The sequence below is a fragment of the Bacillus alveayuensis genome (genome assembly GCA_030812955.1).
GTDB classification, from domain to species: domain Bacteria; phylum Bacillota; class Bacilli; order Bacillales; family Aeribacillaceae; genus Bacillus_CB; species Bacillus_CB alveayuensis.
The window spans coordinates 1-16,815 of record JAUSTR010000030.1; the positions used below are offsets into that span (position 1 = coordinate 1).

Below are 16,815 nucleotides of genomic sequence, written 5' to 3' on the forward strand. Positions count from 1 at the left end.
TTGGCAAGCAACAAACGATGGAATGCGTTCGACTGTTTTTCTTGCAAAGCATGAGACGAAATATACGAGGCCAGATACAACACAAACATAACGCTCATGCCGACTGTATAATAAGTAAAAGAATTAATTGGCTCCCGTTTTGTCACGGTTTCCATTTCTCCTTTTACTTTTGCGACAGGCAGTTCAAGTGACTCGTTTAAGCCAGCCTGATCCAGTTTAGAAATCAAAGAATATTGCTCTTGAAATTCAGTGATGAGCTCTTGAACAAATTGGGCTGTAATTTCTTTGCCTTCGTTGACATATATACTAAGCTTCGGCTTCGTTTTCTCGCCAAATATTAAATGGTTTAACAACGTGTATGAAAAATGCTCCGGCACTTCAACAATGACTGTATATTTGTCATTTTCACGGATTTCCTCCAATTCAGAAGGCTGAAACTCTGCCATTTGTATATACGGCTCCAGCTCTTTTGAGCCTAAAATTTCTTGTTTTAAAATGGAAATAGGCATCATTTTTTCCACTTGTTTTAATAGAAATTCCTTTTCCCCATCCGGCATTTGCACGTTTTTTACGTCATTGGCAAATTTTTTGAAGTCCTCTTGTTCATTACCATGTTCAACAATCGCTACTTTCGCTTGAATATCCATTTTTTTGCTGTCCATTACACTTGTAAGCGCAAAACCTAAAATAGATATAAGAGTGAACGGCATTACTAATAGAAGAAGCAATTCCTGCTTATTGCGGATCATTATTAAAAATTGTTTCTTAATAAATTGTCCAATCATAATCATCACCCTTTTAATTTCGTAATGCTCTCCCAGTTAAATGAAGAAACACATCTTCCAAAGTAGGTGTTTTAATCTCGATAGATGTCAACATTGTGTTTGTTTCCTCAGCAATTTTGAACAATATGGAAAAAGCATTCGCTTCCTTTGGCGTTAATACGGTCATTACCCGATCTTGCACAGTCACGCGATTGACAACCGGATGATCACGCAGCGCATGAATAAATGAATCGTTCACGCGCTCGACAGTAATTTGGATTGTGTTTTCTGCCGATAAAATATTTTTTATCTCCTCTTTCGTACCGGCCGCCAAAATATTCCCTTTATCCATAATGTAAATGCGATTGCATAAAAATTCGACTTCCTCCATATAATGGCTCGTGTACAATACGGTCATTTTTTTCTCCTTATTTAACCTTTTGACCGTTTCCAAAATATAATTTCTTGATTGCGGATCAATGCCGACTGTCGGTTCATCCATAATGATCAATTCAGGTTCGTGCAGCAAGGCAGCACCGATGTTCAATCTTCTCTTCATTCCGCCTGAAAAATTTTTGACAAGATCATGCTGGCGATCCGTTAAACCGATCATTTCCAAAACTTCCTCTACCTTCTGTTTTAATTGCGAACCTGACAGCCGATAAATTTTGCCGAAAAACAGCAAATTTTCCCGCGCTGATAAATCGGGATATAATGCAATTTCTTGCGGTACAACCCCTAAAATTTTTCTAAGCTTTTCCGGCCTTTTGATGACACTTTCGTTATGCAAACGAACGTCACCGCTTGTCGGCGGAATCAGAGTAGAAATAATTGAAATGGTGGTCGATTTGCCGGCGCCGTTTGGCCCCAAAAGCCCGATAATTTCTCCTTTTTCTAAAAATAAATTCACACCGTTTACAGCATGCGTTTGTTTAAACCTTTTCGTTATTTCAACAGCTTCCAGCATTTTTTATCCTCCTTCTCAACGTTCTATTTGTATATTACAGCGTCCGCACTTTCTCACATACTATCTGCAGTCACTCTTTTCACTAAAAAACTATGACTTAGGTCATACATTTACAAAGTCTCTAGGAATAACGCTGAAAATCAGCAAACATTCCGAGTCGAAGCAAACATTTTTCAATTATGAACGCTTCATTAACATAGAGCTTTAAAATTTCACGGTATTATTTCAATACTAAAAAAGACCGGCCTAAATAGCCGATCCTAATCAAACAGCTAGCAAATATCATGTTTGATGGCATAAATAGCGAGCTGTGTTCTGTCCCGCAGCCCAAGTTTATTTAAAATTTGCGTCATGTGGTTTTTGACAGTTCCGATGGACAAATGAAGGTCAGACGCAATTTCTTTGTTCGTTTTTCCTTCGCCGACAAGCTTCACAATCGCCAGCTCACGCGGTGTTAAAGGCACGTTCACCATCTCTTTTTTTGGCTTTTCCAGCAGCTTCGGTACCATTTTTGCCGCTACATCTTCATGAATGGAAATTCCGCCTTTCATGCAGCTATGTATCGCATCAATCAGCTTTGCCGGTTCAGATGTCTTCAGCAAAAAACCGCTTGCCCCATCCTTCAACGTCTGTACGGCATATTCCTCATCATTAAACGTTGTTAAAATAAGAATTTTCGCATCAGGCCACCGCTCTTTTATTTTTTTAGTCGCTTCCACTCCGTTCATAACTGGCATGCGAATATCCATTAATATCAGGTCTACAATTGTCTTTTCCATTATTTCGATTGCTTTTAACCCATGCTCAGCTTCCGCGACTACTTTTAATTGCTCGTCCTGTTCGATCATCATTTTCAAGCCTTGGCGGACAATGGCTTGATCTTCAACAAGTAAAATACGGATGGTCATCATTCATACTCCTTTATTGGCAAAGTCCCATGAACAACAAACTCATCATTTGTTTGAAATATGTTCAAGCTTCCTCCAGCTTCTTTCACACGCTCTTTCATATTCGTTAAACCGAAGCCTTTTTGAAACGGTTTGGCATCCGATATCCGGTTTTTTATCGTAAATTCCAAGTCACCGATCGCATTTTTTCCTAATATGATATACACTTCCCTTGATTGTGCATGCCGCATTGCATTCGTTAGCGCCTCTTGGATGACTCGGTACAAAACGACATTTTGCCGATTAGTAAGACGGGCCGACAAAACCCCTTGCTTCGTCGTAAAATGCACCATAATATGACTTTCTGATTCCAGCTTGCGAATGAGCTGGAGCACAGACGAAATCCCTTCACTTTCATCCATTTTTAGCGCCCTAACTGCATGTCTCGTTTCCTCTAAACTTTCGCGAACTAAAGATTTTAATTCTATATAATCCTTCCTTTTCTCTTTGATCGAGAGCATCTCAAGCTGCATCAGCAATGCCGTTAATTTATGCCCGACAGAATCATGAATATCACGGGCAATTCTCGTTCGTTCTTCCAATCTGGCCGACCGCTCGTTTTCATAGCTGATACGCTTTAATCTTCTATATTCTCCCAATAATTGTTCATACAGCTCCCTTTGTTCCTTCCTTTCAAAGATATATTCATTTAAAACAACAGAAATGAACGTAAATATAGCAAACGCCGTCAGCCATTCAAAAGGATTAGGAAGGAATAAGGCGATCAAAAACGAAACAAAAACATGAATAACGGCAAACAGACGAAAGGACTGTTTTTTCAGCTGAAAAATTGCTTCGACATAAAGGTATAAAATTAATAAAAGAGAGGCATGATTGCTTGCAACAGACTGAAGCCATCCCGCTGACCAAATGAAGAGATCCACGATGATGTACAACAGAAGAGGATTTTTGACAACAGGCAGAAAAAAATAGCAGCCAATGGTACAAGCACTTAAAAATACCAATAAGGTGAGATGTGCTGAATGATCCAAGAAAGCTGAAAATAAAAAGTACGTCCATAAAACAGCAAAAACGAACACTCTGAATAAAAAAGCCTTCACTGACATCCCACCCTTTGTAATCTACTATCAACCTACTGAAACAATAAAAGAATGTCAATGGCTTTTCAAAAGAAAAGTCGGACTATTCTCAAATCATGTTACCAATTAATTAAAATACTGAAATTCCTCCCTTATTCTCTCGAAAATAATTACCCTGTGATTTTAGAATTCACATTTCCAAATAAAAACCTCTATAATTAAAGACACCGGTTTAAATTGAACCGATGTCTTTAACTAAATCCTAAAACTAACAATAACTATTCCTATATCTAATTAGTTAATGGAAAAACCGCATAAAATCTATATTCCAGCAGTTTTTATAACTAATTTTATAAGTAATTTTATAACTAAAACTTTTTTCTTACTAGTATTACATACTTCTCATGGTATATAAAAATATCCTCATAATCTACGAAATTACACATCGTAGATATAATAATAAAATCCAGGAAAACAAAAACATACTAAGATTAGTAGCACAGACCACGGCCATGGTCTGTGCTACTATTTTTTTATAGTAGAAGTGGAGAATAGGTCGTGACAGCCCCAGAACCTTGAGTTCGTAATGAAAAAACTGGCCTACTTCACTGCCCTTTTTAACAGCAGGAGCTTCCTAAGAACGCCAGAAAGCTTACTCACTCGCACATTATTTAATTGTAGCTATTCTATTAAAAATCCCTATAAGAATGGAACGACAGTCTAATGTCTTGGCCCCCAAAGCATGATTGAAACTCCAATTAAACAAATGCCTGCTCCGATCCAATCGTAAATATCAGGAGTTTTTTTATCGACCCACCATCCCCACAAAACAGAAAGAATAATAAACACGCCGCCATAAGCGGCATATACTCTACCGAATGTAGGAAAGTTTTGCAAAGTAGGGATCAGCCCATATAGAACCAAGATCATACTACCAATAACTCCGTACAAGTAGTGTTTTCCTTCACGTATCCATAGCCAGACTAAGTACCCTCCGCCAATTTCAGCTAAACCAGCAAGAATAAATAAAATAATGGCGTAAATCATATTTCACCACTTTCCTATCGCAATTTAACACTATAGAAGGCCATAGCTTCCAGACTGCCTTCCATTTCAAAAGCTCTCTTTTCAATCAGCTTTCTTAGCCGATATTCCAAGAATTCATCTCCTACATATTGGTCTAGATGCCCCAGTACTTCACCGATTAGTCTAACTGATTTCATAAAATCCTTCGTCTTCATTTCGTTATGCAGCTTTTTCGCTCTGTTTATTATGAAAAGATCATAATAATCTTCCGAAACGCTGTGTATCGTTCCGTTTTGCCAAATTCGTAATACTTCGTGAGTATTTGCAAGAGCGAGCCATTCCTTTTCAAAATTCTCTCTTTCATGTTGGGAAAGAGGCGGTTCATTTTTACTTTGTTCATATATGAATCGGAGCTTTTCAGGAGGAATTTCACCTGTATCCAAAACAGTATATTTTTCTTTTCGTTTCTTAAAAAGCTCGCCATATACCTTTGTCGTGTTGATGAGGAAGATGTCATTATTTTTATTCTTCAATAGATATAAAACAAATCGCAATCCGGTCTGTTCATGAGCGTTGTCAGAAATCCATATCATAATAGGTGATCCTTCTGGAATCGCTGTTATTTCATTGACTGTTTTTTGAAAGTTTTGTTCATACTCATGAAACTCATTGTATGCATCCGTCAAATTATTTTTTATCCAATTAAATCTCGCTTCTTTTCCAATGTCTTCATGCAGTCTCCAGATCGGACCTACCGAGAATGTTTCCCAAAAAGAAATGACGCGCTCTTTTTTCTCCACATCTAAATCTAAATCCCTTAAGACCATTTTTAAACTCCCCGAAGGTGAAGCGCCAAGCAGAATATGTATCATTTATATCTTCCTTCCGCTATCTTATACTTTATCCTAATCTTTCAAAGTCTTTACGTAAACACGATTTGTTCAGCTTTTTCGACTTTAAGAGGTACTTCATATCAGAAAAATTGTCGTATGAAAGCTGAATGTGAAAATAGTTTATACTTAAGTATGGCAAAAACATAAATAAATCCCCCTATGTATAATCCTGTTGCAGGTACCGACGGATATCATCTGACTAGATCGACAACGTACATGAAAGGCGAAATGATGATAAACAGCGTATTCCATTTCTTTATATTTTTTAATCGCTGGACGATATAAACAGGAGTTATGGCAGTATTTTCTTTTTTAATCGTTTCCATTTTGCAAACCAATACACACTACCCTAAAGTGATATGAATTTTGGAGGCACCATAGCGTTGCTAGCTTACTGCATGAATTTCGATGATTTTGTCTGTTAGTTCCTTGTTTTCTCGATTACGATTAAACTCAACATGTTGAAGCGATTGATAATGCGTACTTCTAGGTATTTCTGGCACCTAGATCTATATATTATTTATCTTAAATAGAATAAAGTTCTGTTAGAAAAATTCGACAAAAATCAGAATAATCAGTGATTCGTGCACGACTTTATTGCGAATGGAAAATATAAGTGGCGTAGGAATAAGAATTGATGGGGTCTGGAATACAGGGTCTATTTTTTCTGAACAACGTTAAATTAAAGCAGATGGAAGCTCGAATCTATAATCGATTCTAGTTTTAGTCATCTGCTTTAATTTCACTCTTTTCTATGAAACGAGGTAGTGAAAACAAACACTCAATCGAAAATCTACAATAATATAATCAATTCGATTAATCTTGTTGTTTAACTGTTTGATATGTTGCTTTTCCTTCATTATTAGGAAGGTTCTGGCCACGGTTTGTCAGTTTATACAGCCTTCCACATCCAAAGCCCCCAAGCATGGAAACGGTGGCAGACAATAAAAGTGCTGGGAAATAGCTGCCGGACATGTCAATGAGAAATCCAGTAACCATAGGTGAGATGAATTGACCGATGCTGAAAAACAATGTAATGAAGCCCATCGCGATTGGAACAAACAAAGTGTCGACGAAATCACTGACGCTTGCATTCATGATCGTTGGCACACCCCATAACGTCAAGCTATATAAAATGATAGATGCTAACAGCAAGGATGGGAAAGAGGTGAACGAAATGGTTAGTAGCATGAAACATTGAATGCCAAAGACGACAGCGAGAGTCATCATCCGTCCGAAGCGGTCTGATATACTTCCCCATAAAAATCCGCTGATGATGCTGACAATGCCAGCAATGGAAAAATAGGTGCCGGCCAGTTGTTTATCAAAGCCAACATCTGTCATTAAATAATCGACCAAAAAGGTGGAGAAGATAATGTAGCTGAATCCCCAAGCTAAATAGTTCAATCCGATCAACCAAATGAATTTGTTTTTATAAACTTGGTTCCGCGCACTGCCGATACCGATTTTTTTTGTAGTGGGTTTGGATTTGTCATCGGTTTCCCCTATCGGCTTAAGGCCAAGTTCACTTGGATCGTTGCGGATTGTCATCCAGTTGGCGAGGGAAATCAAGACTACACCAGCGGCGAGAATATACCAGCTATAACGCCAGCCGCTAACGGGATCAATCCCGACAAGAGCGGGAACCGCAAGGCCGCTGAATACGATGCCGATCCCTGCCCCAGCCATTGCAATGCCAAGCGCCATTCCTTTCCTCTCCCGCGAAAACCATTGTCCCAACAGGCCCAGTGACGGAATGTAAGCCCCACCAGAACCAATCCCTATCAGAAAAGAACCGAAATACGCCGTCCAAAAGCTCGCAGCATTCGCATTGACCACCATTCCGAAAGCAATGGCAAACAAGGATGCTACGATGACCTTCTTCGGCCGGTATCTTAAAACAAAATGACCGACCGTTGTCACACTGATTAAATACCCCAAAAATACGGAGGAAGCGACCAAGCCCGTTTCCCCATAACTGAGGCGTAGACCATCTTTCATAAATGGAAGGATCGCTCCCAGTGCGAACCTTCCGAACCCCAAGCATGCAAGAACGCTCAAAACGATAAAAAAGAGAATCCACCAGCCTCTGTGCAGCTTTTTCAAAAAATCACCATCCCCGCTTGGCTTGCATTTTATTATTCAAAGACCGGATGTCAACGTTTATAGTTTCTAGTTGTATCATGTACTTCGTACACCTTATTCCACGTAGCTTATGAAAATTCCTTCTTAACGATTGTGAAAGTCGATGATAAAATCCCCAATATAAAATTTCACATTATATACGCATGCCTAGTCGGCAAGCGATTCGCTTGCCGACTCCGGCAGAAAAGCTAGAAATAGAGCCATCTCAACTGGTTATTATTGGTTAATCAACACGCCTGTTATCCCTTCTTTTCCATAATCATGATAGAGGAGGTTACGCTTGCAATCTCTTTCTCGTTTTGTTTTAGCGACGCTGTTAAATAACTGATCGTACGACCAAATTTTTCAACCTTTGCCTCAATCATGACTTCTCCAGGAAATGTAGGTCGATGAAAAGTTGTTTGTAAATTAATAGAGGCAAATGTTTGATTTTCTGTTAATAAGGAAGAGATGGCATAAGCCATCATAATGTCAGCTGCTGCTCCTATAAAACCTCCCATAATCACTCCATTGCCATTTAAAAGATGTTCCTTAATGGTCCAAACGCCTTTAGAATATCCGTCTTTTGCTTCGATAACTTTGACACCAAGCGTCTGATCACATGCTGGCGGTTCACTTATTCCATTAATGACTTCAAGAAGATTGACAGTTTTCATGATTCCCCTCCTAGATAGCAATAGTCTGAAAGATAAATGAACCCCCTCCCAGGCTTCCATAACCTGAGTAGGGGTGATATTTATTTGATGTTAAACGATTATTTACTTTCAAGTAGTGTCCATTTACCGTCTTTTACTACGGCCATAACTAGACTGTCTGCTTTTAGACCATTATGATCCTTTTCGGAAAAGTTATATACACCAGTTGCACCAACCCAATCTTTAATGTTGTTTTCTAAATAATCACGAATGGATTCTCGATCTGTTGCACCATTTTTCAATGCTTCGATCACTAACATTAAATTGTCATATCCATAGGAACCAAAGTTTGTTGGCTCACTGCCAAACTTTTCTGTGTAATCTTTATAAAAAGAAGAAATGACTTCATACTGAACATCGTCTTGTGGAATTTGATCTGGGAACAGTAATTTTCCAGTTGGAATGACGACTCCTTCTGCTGCTTCTCCAGCTAATTTAATAAAGTTTTGGTTTGCAATTCCGTGGCTTCCGATAATTGGGAGATCAATCCCTAAATCGCGTACGTTTTTCGCAATGACAGCAGGACCAGGATTTGTACCCCAAACAACAATTGCTTCTGCTTTTGAACTATTAATTCTCGTAACTTGTGCACTCATATCAGGGTCTTGTGTGTTATAAATTTCTTTTGCGACGATTTCAATATTATACTTTTCTGCTAATTTTTCTAACTGCTCCAATCCGCTTGAACCGAAAGCGTTTGAGTCGACGATTGTACCAATTTTGCTAATTCCTTGTTCATTTAAATACATATAAATTCTTTCAACGGCATGAACATCTGAATGTGGAGTTTTAAACACCCATTTTGACTCTTCTGCTGGTTCTACAATGTGGGTGCTAGCTGCTGCGGAAATCATAGGAACTTGCTGTTGCATGGCAATCCCTTTCATGGCAAGACTTTCGCCGCTGCCAGAAGAACCTAAGACGACAAGAACGTTTTCGTCATTAATTAAACGATTCATTTCTTGTGTTGCTTTTTCTTGACTGGACTCATCGTCAGCCATCACAATTTTTAAAGGTACTCCGTTAATCCCGCCATCTGCGTTAATTTTTTCTTCAATTAACTTTGTCGTGTTCCATTCTGGTTCTCCTAGTGGACTGTTTGGACCAGTTTTTGAATAAATGACTCCAATCTTATATTCTTCCGGTTTTTCAGAACTATTTTCCCCGCTTGTTTTCTCACCATTTCCAGAACATGCTGATAAAATGAATACCATCATCATTGCAAAAAATAGTTTAAAAGATAATTTTTTCATTCCCTTTCCCCCTCTTATTTTTAGCTTACTGCATGACCTAAATAGGCCTCTTTTACTTCAGGATCATTTAAAAGTTCTTGAGAGCTTCCACTTTTCACAATTTCTCCGTGAGAAATAACGTAGCCGCGATCCGCGACTTTTAAAGAAGCAACAACATTTTGTTCGATTAATAGTACAGTTGTGCCAAATTTATTGCGTAAATCGCGGACGAGCTCGAGTACATCTCTTGCAATAAGTGGAGCTAGACCAAGTGAAGGCTCATCTAGCAGCAACAGGTCAGGATCAGCCATTACCCCTCGCGCAATGGCAAGCATTTGTTGTTGACCACCAGACATCGTTCCCCCAAGCTGATCTTTTCGTTCTTTTAAGATAGGAAATAACTCAAAAACGCGTTTTATTTTTTCTTCAATATCCTTTTTTTTAGATTTTTTTCGATGGTGATAAGCACCTAAATATAAATTGTCTAGCACTGTTAATGTGGAAAAGATTTGTCTATGTTCAGGTACATGAATGAGATGTTTTTCTACAATTTTCTCTGCTTCCATTCCGGTAATATTTTCACCTTTGTAAATTATTTCTCCATTCGTTGGTTTTAAAAGGCCAGAAATCGCTTTCAATAATGTTGTTTTTCCAGCTCCATTTGCTCCTAATAGTGCGACAATTTCTCCTTTATTAATGGATAAAGATACATTTCTTAATGCTTGAATGGGTCCATAGCTGACGGATAAATTTGCTACTTGCATTACTTGCTCCCCGCTCATGATCCAATCACCTCCTCCTTCTCCTCATCTATGTCAGTGCCCAAATAGGCAGTGATAACGGCTTCGTTTGTTTGAATTTCTTTAGGTGTTCCTTCAGCGATTTTCATTCCTTGATCTAACACAATAATTTTGTCGCAAATGCTCATGACAAGATCCATGTCATGTTCTACAACAAACACGGTAACGCCAGTATCTCTCACTTTTTTAATTAATTCACTCATTTCCTGCGTTTCTTTATGATTGAGGCCAGCTGCGATTTCATCAAGCAATAATAATTTCGGTTTAGTTGCTAGTGCTCTCGCTAATTCAAGCAGACGAAGCTTACCAAGGGCGAGGCTTCCTGCTTTATGGTTATAAAGGGAATCAAGGCCGACAAACTGTAAATACTTCATCGCTTCTTCATACATGACTTTCTCTTCTTTTCTCGAACTAGGAAGCAGTAATGCAGCTCCAAGTATACTTGTCTTTGTTTGGATATGTTGGCCAACCATCACATTTTCAATCAATGTCATATTTTTAAATACTTGCAAATTTTGAAAAGTACGAGAAATTCCTAATGGCGCCACCTTGAAAGCAGGCATTTGGTCGATTCTAGTTCCTAAAAAAAATATTTCTCCTGTAGTTGGTGGAAAAATTGATGAAATCATATTAAACAACGTACTTTTACCAGCACCATTTGGCCCAATTAAACCAACAATTTGATTTTCTTCGATCGTAAAGGACACATCTTGATTTGCGATGACACCCCCGAATTTTTTCGTAACAGATTTGACCTCTAGCAAACTGCTCACCTCTCAATCAGGATATACCTCTTTTTGCTGTACTTTTTTCTCCCATTTTTTTAATTGCAGCGATTGAATCCAATCCACAGCGGCAGGGAATAATCCGCGTGGCAAGAAGATAATCACGAGCATTAAAATCAATCCATAAATGACATGTTCAAAGTCGCTTGTAATAATAGGAAATTGTTCACTTAGAATATGAATGATGATGCCGACAATTTTAATCAAAATAGTTCCGAAAATAGCTCCCCAAACACTTCCGCTTCCTCCCAAAACAATCATCGTTAAGAAAATGATGGATGTATTGAGCGTGAACGATGAAGGTGAAATGCTATAACTCATATGAGCAAACAGCCATCCGGCAAGTCCAGCAAACATAGAACTTAAAATGAAGATTTGCATTTTATATTTGCCGGTGTTTACCCCCATTGAACTTGATGCAATTTCACTATCATGAATCGATCTAAGTGCTCTTCCTACTCTAGAATGAACGATATTTAACGAAATGATGAGAACGATGATCGTAAATGTCCAAACGAAGTAATAATAAGAGATTCCTTGGGTAAAAGTAACACCGAATAAGTGAATTTGAGGAACTCCATATAATCCAGATGCTCCCTTTGTGACATCACGCCATTCGACCAATAACGTATGAACGATAATGCCAAGAGCGAGTGTTGCCATTGCCAAGTAATAACCACTAAGGCGAGCCATTGTATACCCCATAATAAAAGCAACAATTGCTGGAAAAAGAATGGAACATAATAAACTCAACCAAGGACTCCATCCGAATGTTGTTGTCAAAACGGCAGTCGTATAAGCACCGATGCCGTAAAATGCCGCTTGTCCGAGGGAAATTTGTCCAGCATAACCCATTAGTAATCCAAGACCGATCGCAACAATAGCATAAATGCCGGCGAATGTGGCTTGGGTTAAATAAAAAGATTGTGTAACGACTAGTGGGAAAAGAAAAACGAGTATTGCGAAAATGAGTACCCCTGTCCATTTTGTTTGTTGAACGCCTTCAAGCCTCATTATAAGCCTCCTTTACCAACGCTTTTTTCGCCTAAAATACCGCTTGGACGTATTAAGAGGATGAGAAGAATAGCTGCAAACGCTATTGCGTCTTTCAGTCCAGAACTAATGTATCCTGCTCCAAAAGCTTCCAAAAATCCAATCATCAGACCTCCAATAACAGCACCAGGAGCACTTCCTAGTCCACCTAATATGGCTGCTGAAAACCCTTTCACACCAAGCATGATTCCAACATCATATGACGGAAACATAATCGGCGCGATGGCAAGACCAGCTAAGGCGCCAAGAGCTGAACTTAAAGTAAATGAAAACGATGACATTTTTTTAGGGCGAACGCCCATTAATCGTGCTGCTAAAGGATTAACAGAACAAGCCTGGAACGCTTTACCAACAATCGTTTTATCAATTAGGATATAAAGGGCAAAAACGACTACAAGCATAATCAAAATGACCCAAATCCCTTGAGGTGTAGTTGTGGCTCCAGCAATTGTAATGGGATCATTTTCAGTAAATGGTGCAATCCGTACTTGGTCCTTTCCCCAAATAACACTTGCAATCCCACGAATAAAAATTGCGGCGCCAATTGTCAAAATGATTAAACTGATCGGATCTGCCGTTTTTACTCTTCTAACAAGTGTGAATTCCATAAGCCAACCAATGATCATCACAATTGCAATCGTGGCAAAAAAGGCGAGCCAGTATGGTATTCCGGCAGATAAAAGAGAATACATGCCCATTCCGCCTAGCATAACAAATTCACCTTGAGCTAGATTGATAACCTTTGTCACGCTGTAAATCGTAACAAAGCCTAGAGCGACAATGGCATAAATACTCCCTATTGTTAACCCTGTTAATGTAAACTGTAAAAAATCTCCCATCTTAAGTCCCTCCCTAAATGCTGCGTAAAAAACATAATAAAATGTTATATAACGTTTTTTACACGACAGAAGTCTAATTAGTATAATAATGTCGACTATTTTAAAAGTCAACAATATTTCGAATTTTCGATTATTGAATTGTGAATTCTATAACCTTAAAATTAGGCATTAGTAGTAATGAAAGTAAAGACAAGAAACAAAATGGCAAGAAAAGTAGACGCTTTTATATAGAGGTAGGAAACGCTTTTTAAGAAAGGTGTTATTACATAAAAAAATGATACGCATTATTAACGAAATATATGAAAACCCTTACATTACTAAAAAGAATGTAGCATAGAGTATGTCATTTGTAAACAGGAATATTCTGAATATTTTTCTTTTTTATCCAATTATTCTGCTATTTAAGAGACTTCGGTGATTAGAAAGAAAAGTTTTATAACATAAATTTTTGTATATTTCATGTAACAATAATAATCACATAAGTCGTATTTTGTTATAAATGTGTGCATTAAATAGAAAAGGCAATCGAAAAAGAATCAGCACAATAAAAAAGACATTTCAGCAAGAAGAACAATAATGAAAAAGGGGATGGAGAGTTTATATTGGTAGAGGAAAAGAGCATTTCTTGTATAAGGAAAGGAAATTAGGGAAAGGAACATATTAATAAAATTACCCCCTGCCAAATGGAGTTAGAGCAGGAGGCGTTACTTCTAACATATAATTGAAAAAATATTTAATTCGATGTTCTAAAAAGAATATTGCTCCCGAAAGATAACAAAATGATATGGGTGATTGTTTATTGGATCTCTCCAATATGGAATCTAATTCATGTTCTTATGCTTCCTCTGCGTCAATGAACAGACTCGATTTGCGGTAAACAATTCCTTCCATCGTTGCTAAAAGGTTCTTATTGCTTTCCACATGGATTTGATACCAAGCTAATTTTCGATTTCTTTTTTGCTCTACAGCAGTTGCTTTTAAAGTAGAGCCAGATATGCCAGGATTCATAAAGCTAGTAGTGGTGGAGATGCCTACTGCTGTTTTTCCGTACGAGTTGCTTGCGGCAGCAAAAACATAATCAGCAAGGGCAAAAATAACGGCACCATGGGCTGTACCGTGAACATTTAACATGTGATCTTGTATTGTAAGCTCCGCTTGTGCATATCCTTCCTTTAATTCCGTAAGCTGAATACCTAAAAAGCTGGCGTAAGGATCTTCTTTTAATTTTTTTACAATTTCTTCGTAATATGTTTGGTGAAAACTTTTTTCATCTAAATTATTCATTTTTCCTCTCCTTTGTAACAAAATAAAAATAATCGTATTATATATGAAATAAATATGAGAAATGATTCTTTTAATTGGCAATAATTATTAATATTAAAAATATCATAACTTTTTGCTGTTGTAAATGAAAGTTTCGAGTATTCGTTACTGATATGATAACGATCAACACAATTTTTCCCATTATATATAATTTTCAGAATATACTGTTGACATATCACACGCAGCATAATATATTAATTTTGTAACAAAAAATTAAAAATTCGTTCATAAAATGTTATAAAAAGATAGGGGAAATGGGAGGGGTTATATTGATTTACAATCAGGAAATGGAAGCGGTTTCACCGGAGTTGAAAGAAAAAATTCAATTAGAACGACTTCAACAAACAGTTAATAGAGTGTATCACAATGTGGAATTTTATCGAAAAAAATTTGATGAGCTAGGTTTAAAGCCTGACAACATTAAAAGTTTAAATGATATTACAAAGCTTCCTTTTACAAAGAAAAAGGATTTAAGAGATAACTATCCTTTTGGTTTATTAGCTGTTTCTAAAGACGAAGTAGTACGCGTTCATGCTTCATCTGGAACAAGTGGAAAACCAACTGTTGTCGCCTATACGAAAAATGATATTAAAAATTGGTCAGAAATAGTAGCACGAGCGATTGTTGCAGCAGGTGGACAAAAAGGAGATATTTTCCATAATGCGTATGGATATGGCTTGTTTACAGGAGGACTTGGTCTGCATTTTGGTGCAGAAGAGTTAGGGGTTGCTACGATACCTGCATCTGGCGGTAATACAGAAAGACAAATTATGATTATAGAAGATTTTAAACCTAGAGGTATCGCTGGAACCCCTTCTTACATTTTAAACATAGCAGAAAAAATGATGGAATTAGGAATAGATCCTAGAAAAACAAGTTTAAAATATGGAATTTTTGGTGCAGAACCTTGGTCTGAAGAGATGAGGGCAACTTTAGAGAATACATTTGATATTAAAGCAATAGATATATATGGGTTAAGTGAAGTAATGGGGCCTGGGGTTGCTATTGAATGTCATGAAGCACAAGATGGTTTGCACATTGCAGATGACCATTTTCTAGTCGAAGTGATCAATCCAGAAACGCTAGAGCCTGTTCAGGATGGAGAAGAAGGGGAATTAGTTTTTACTAGTTTGACGAAAGAAGCTTTTCCAATTATAAGATATCGCACTGGAGATATAGGCTCAATAACTAGAGAAAAATGCATTTGCGGAAGAACATCTGTCAGAATGTCCCGGGTCAAAGGACGCATAGATGATATGTTAATTATACGTGGGGTGAATGTATTTCCATCTGAGGTAGAGCGGGCATTGCTTCAAGTTAGCGAACTTGCACCTCATTATCAAATTCATCTAGTGAAAAAAGGACCATTAGATAATGCTATTTTACATGTTGAATTAGGTGATGAATTTTTCCGCAGTATTAGCCAAGATTTAAATCATGAAAAGGTTGGAGCGCTGAAAAAGAATATTTCTCACTTAATGAAATCGACTTGCTTAGTATCCATGGATATTGTTGTCAATAGTCCGAAAAGTATTCCTAGATCAGAAGGAAAAGCGATCAGAATAGTAGATAAGAGAAAGAATAATGCACTCAGCGTGTAATGGCGACAAGCGATTTTTCTCGTATGCTCCCAATACGAATAATTTCTTTGTGTATTGAATATGCTGCCTTCGTGTGGGAGCATTTGTGTATTACTTGTTTTTACATGACGAACAGGAGTGGGTTTATGAAACAAAATCATATGTATGACATCACGATTATTGGTGGCGGGCCAGTTGGAATGTTCGCAGCCTTTTATGCTGGGCTGCGTCAAATGTCCGTGAAATTAATTGAAAGTTTACCACAATTAGGAGGTCAGCTGGCAGCATTATATCCTGAAAAATATATATATGACGTCGCAGGATTTGCGAAGATTCGCGCCCAAGAATTAGTTGATAATTTAACAAAGCAAATGGAACAATTTCACCCAACTGTATGTTTAAATGAAACAGTTGAAAAAGTCATAAAGCAAGAAGAGGGCTCTTTTATTCTTGAGACAAATAAAGGGGTTCATTTTTCAAAATCTGTGTTGATTACTGCAGGAAACGGTGCTTTTCAACCACGAAAATTAGAGTTGAAGGAAGCGGAAAAATATGAAAACAATAATTTACACTATTTTGAGCCAATTTCATAATTGCTCTTTTTAAAAATACAAAAACCTACAGAATTTCTTAATTGAGCCAATTTCATAATTGCTCTTTTTAAAAATACAAAAACCTACAGAATTTCTTAATTGTATTTTTAAAAACAGAAATCATGCAGCTTGT

Annotated in this window: 15 protein-coding genes and 1 pseudogene; 2 read left to right on the forward strand and 14 right to left on the reverse strand. The window is 37.5% G+C overall.

Features of this window, described 5'->3' with window-relative positions:
- The 14 genes from J2S06_RS15110 to J2S06_RS15175 form a co-directional block, all read right to left on the reverse strand.
- Positions 1–785, reverse strand: a 785-nt coding sequence (locus J2S06_RS15110; protein WP_419152842.1) for an ABC transporter permease, incomplete at its 3' end; no start/stop codon positions are given.
- A 13-nt stretch (positions 786–798) separates the two neighbouring features.
- Positions 799–1,731, reverse strand: coding sequence for an ABC transporter ATP-binding protein (locus J2S06_RS15115; protein ID WP_419152843.1), 933 nt, complete (start codon positions 1,729–1,731; stop codon positions 799–801).
- A 272-nt stretch (positions 1,732–2,003) separates the two neighbouring features.
- Positions 2,004–2,639, reverse strand: coding sequence for a response regulator (locus J2S06_RS15120; RefSeq protein ID WP_419152844.1), 636 nt, complete (start codon positions 2,637–2,639; stop codon positions 2,004–2,006).
- Positions 2,639–3,739: a sensor histidine kinase gene (locus J2S06_RS15125; protein ID WP_419152845.1), complete on the reverse strand. Its 1,101-nt coding sequence runs from the start codon at positions 3,737–3,739 to the stop codon at positions 2,639–2,641. The genes J2S06_RS15120 and J2S06_RS15125 overlap by 1 nt, the downstream gene beginning before the upstream one ends.
- A 699-nt stretch (positions 3,740–4,438) precedes the next feature.
- Entirely contained in the window at positions 4,439–4,765 is a 327-nt protein-coding gene (locus J2S06_RS15130; RefSeq protein WP_044895977.1) for a YnfA family protein, read from the reverse strand.
- 14 nt (positions 4,766–4,779) lie between these two features.
- On the reverse strand, positions 4,780–5,616 hold the full coding sequence (locus J2S06_RS15135; protein ID WP_419152846.1) for a DUF1835 domain-containing protein: 837 nt from the start codon (positions 5,614–5,616) through the stop codon (positions 4,780–4,782).
- A gap of 837 nt (positions 5,617–6,453) precedes the next feature.
- Positions 6,454–7,743: an MFS transporter gene (locus J2S06_RS15140; RefSeq protein ID WP_419152847.1), complete on the reverse strand. Its 1,290-nt coding sequence runs from the start codon at positions 7,741–7,743 to the stop codon at positions 6,454–6,456.
- 278 nt (positions 7,744–8,021) lie between these two features.
- Positions 8,022–8,438: a PaaI family thioesterase gene (locus tag J2S06_RS15145; RefSeq protein ID WP_044747461.1), complete on the reverse strand. Its 417-nt coding sequence runs from the start codon at positions 8,436–8,438 to the stop codon at positions 8,022–8,024.
- 98 nt (positions 8,439–8,536) lie between these two features.
- Positions 8,537–9,730 carry an ABC transporter substrate-binding protein gene (locus J2S06_RS15150; RefSeq protein WP_044747460.1) on the reverse strand — a complete coding sequence of 398 codons (1,194 nt, stop codon included), beginning with the start codon at positions 9,728–9,730 and terminating at the stop codon, positions 8,537–8,539.
- 20 nt (positions 9,731–9,750) lie between these two features.
- Complete coding sequence (locus J2S06_RS15155; RefSeq protein WP_419152848.1) at positions 9,751–10,491, reverse strand: ABC transporter ATP-binding protein; 741 nt, start codon at positions 10,489–10,491, stop codon at positions 9,751–9,753.
- Positions 10,488–11,282, reverse strand: coding sequence for an ABC transporter ATP-binding protein (locus J2S06_RS15160; RefSeq protein ID WP_044747458.1), 795 nt, complete (start codon positions 11,280–11,282; stop codon positions 10,488–10,490). The genes J2S06_RS15155 and J2S06_RS15160 overlap by 4 nt, the downstream gene beginning before the upstream one ends.
- A 3-nt stretch (positions 11,283–11,285) precedes the next feature.
- Complete coding sequence (locus tag J2S06_RS15165) at positions 11,286–12,308, reverse strand: branched-chain amino acid ABC transporter permease (RefSeq protein ID WP_044747457.1); 1,023 nt, start codon at positions 12,306–12,308, stop codon at positions 11,286–11,288.
- Positions 12,308–13,186, reverse strand: a complete 879-nt coding sequence (locus J2S06_RS15170; RefSeq protein WP_044747456.1) for a branched-chain amino acid ABC transporter permease — start codon at positions 13,184–13,186, stop codon at positions 12,308–12,310. The genes J2S06_RS15165 and J2S06_RS15170 overlap by 1 nt, the downstream gene beginning before the upstream one ends.
- A gap of 834 nt (positions 13,187–14,020) precedes the next feature.
- Entirely contained in the window at positions 14,021–14,470 is a 450-nt protein-coding gene (locus J2S06_RS15175; protein WP_044747455.1) for a PaaI family thioesterase, read from the reverse strand.
- Positions 14,471–14,763: 293 nt separating this feature from the next.
- Here J2S06_RS15175 and J2S06_RS15180 point away from each other — a divergent pair, with 293 nt between their 5' ends.
- Together J2S06_RS15180 and J2S06_RS15185 are read left to right on the forward strand one after the other, a co-directional pair.
- On the forward strand, positions 14,764–16,110 hold the full coding sequence (locus J2S06_RS15180) for a phenylacetate--CoA ligase family protein (protein ID WP_419152849.1): 1,347 nt from the start codon (positions 14,764–14,766) through the stop codon (positions 16,108–16,110).
- Between the two features lie 125 nt (positions 16,111–16,235).
- A pseudogene (locus tag J2S06_RS15185) lies at positions 16,236–16,667 on the forward strand (NAD(P)/FAD-dependent oxidoreductase); the annotation flags it as partial.
- Between the last annotated feature and the right edge of the window lie 148 nt (positions 16,668–16,815).

What these genes read in the sequence shown, in the direction of transcription:
- J2S06_RS15115 (WP_419152843.1), bottom strand. Translation starts at nt 1,731, where the DNA reads ATGCTGGAAGCTGTTGAAATAACGAAAAGGTTTAAACAAACGCATGCT.
- J2S06_RS15120 (WP_419152844.1), bottom strand. Translation starts at nt 2,639, where the DNA reads ATGACCATCCGTATTTTACTTGTTGAAGATCAAGCCATTGTCCGCCAA.
- J2S06_RS15130 (WP_044895977.1), bottom strand. Translation starts at nt 4,765, where the DNA reads ATGATTTACGCCATTATTTTATTTATTCTTGCTGGTTTAGCTGAAATT.
- J2S06_RS15135 (WP_419152846.1), bottom strand. Translation starts at nt 5,616, where the DNA reads ATGATACATATTCTGCTTGGCGCTTCACCTTCGGGGAGTTTAAAAATG.
- J2S06_RS15145 (WP_044747461.1), bottom strand. Translation starts at nt 8,438, where the DNA reads ATGAAAACTGTCAATCTTCTTGAAGTCATTAATGGAATAAGTGAACCG.
- J2S06_RS15150 (WP_044747460.1), bottom strand. Translation starts at nt 9,730, where the DNA reads ATGAAAAAATTATCTTTTAAACTATTTTTTGCAATGATGATGGTATTC.
- J2S06_RS15155 (WP_419152848.1), bottom strand. Translation starts at nt 10,491, where the DNA reads ATGAGCGGGGAGCAAGTAATGCAAGTAGCAAATTTATCCGTCAGCTAT.
- J2S06_RS15165 (WP_044747457.1), bottom strand. Translation starts at nt 12,308, where the DNA reads ATGAGGCTTGAAGGCGTTCAACAAACAAAATGGACAGGGGTACTCATT.
- J2S06_RS15170 (WP_044747456.1), bottom strand. Translation starts at nt 13,186, where the DNA reads ATGGGAGATTTTTTACAGTTTACATTAACAGGGTTAACAATAGGGAGT.
- J2S06_RS15175 (WP_044747455.1), bottom strand. Translation starts at nt 14,470, where the DNA reads ATGAATAATTTAGATGAAAAAAGTTTTCACCAAACATATTACGAAGAA.
- J2S06_RS15180 (WP_419152849.1), top strand. Translation starts at nt 14,764, where the DNA reads ATGGGAGGGGTTATATTGATTTACAATCAGGAAATGGAAGCGGTTTCA.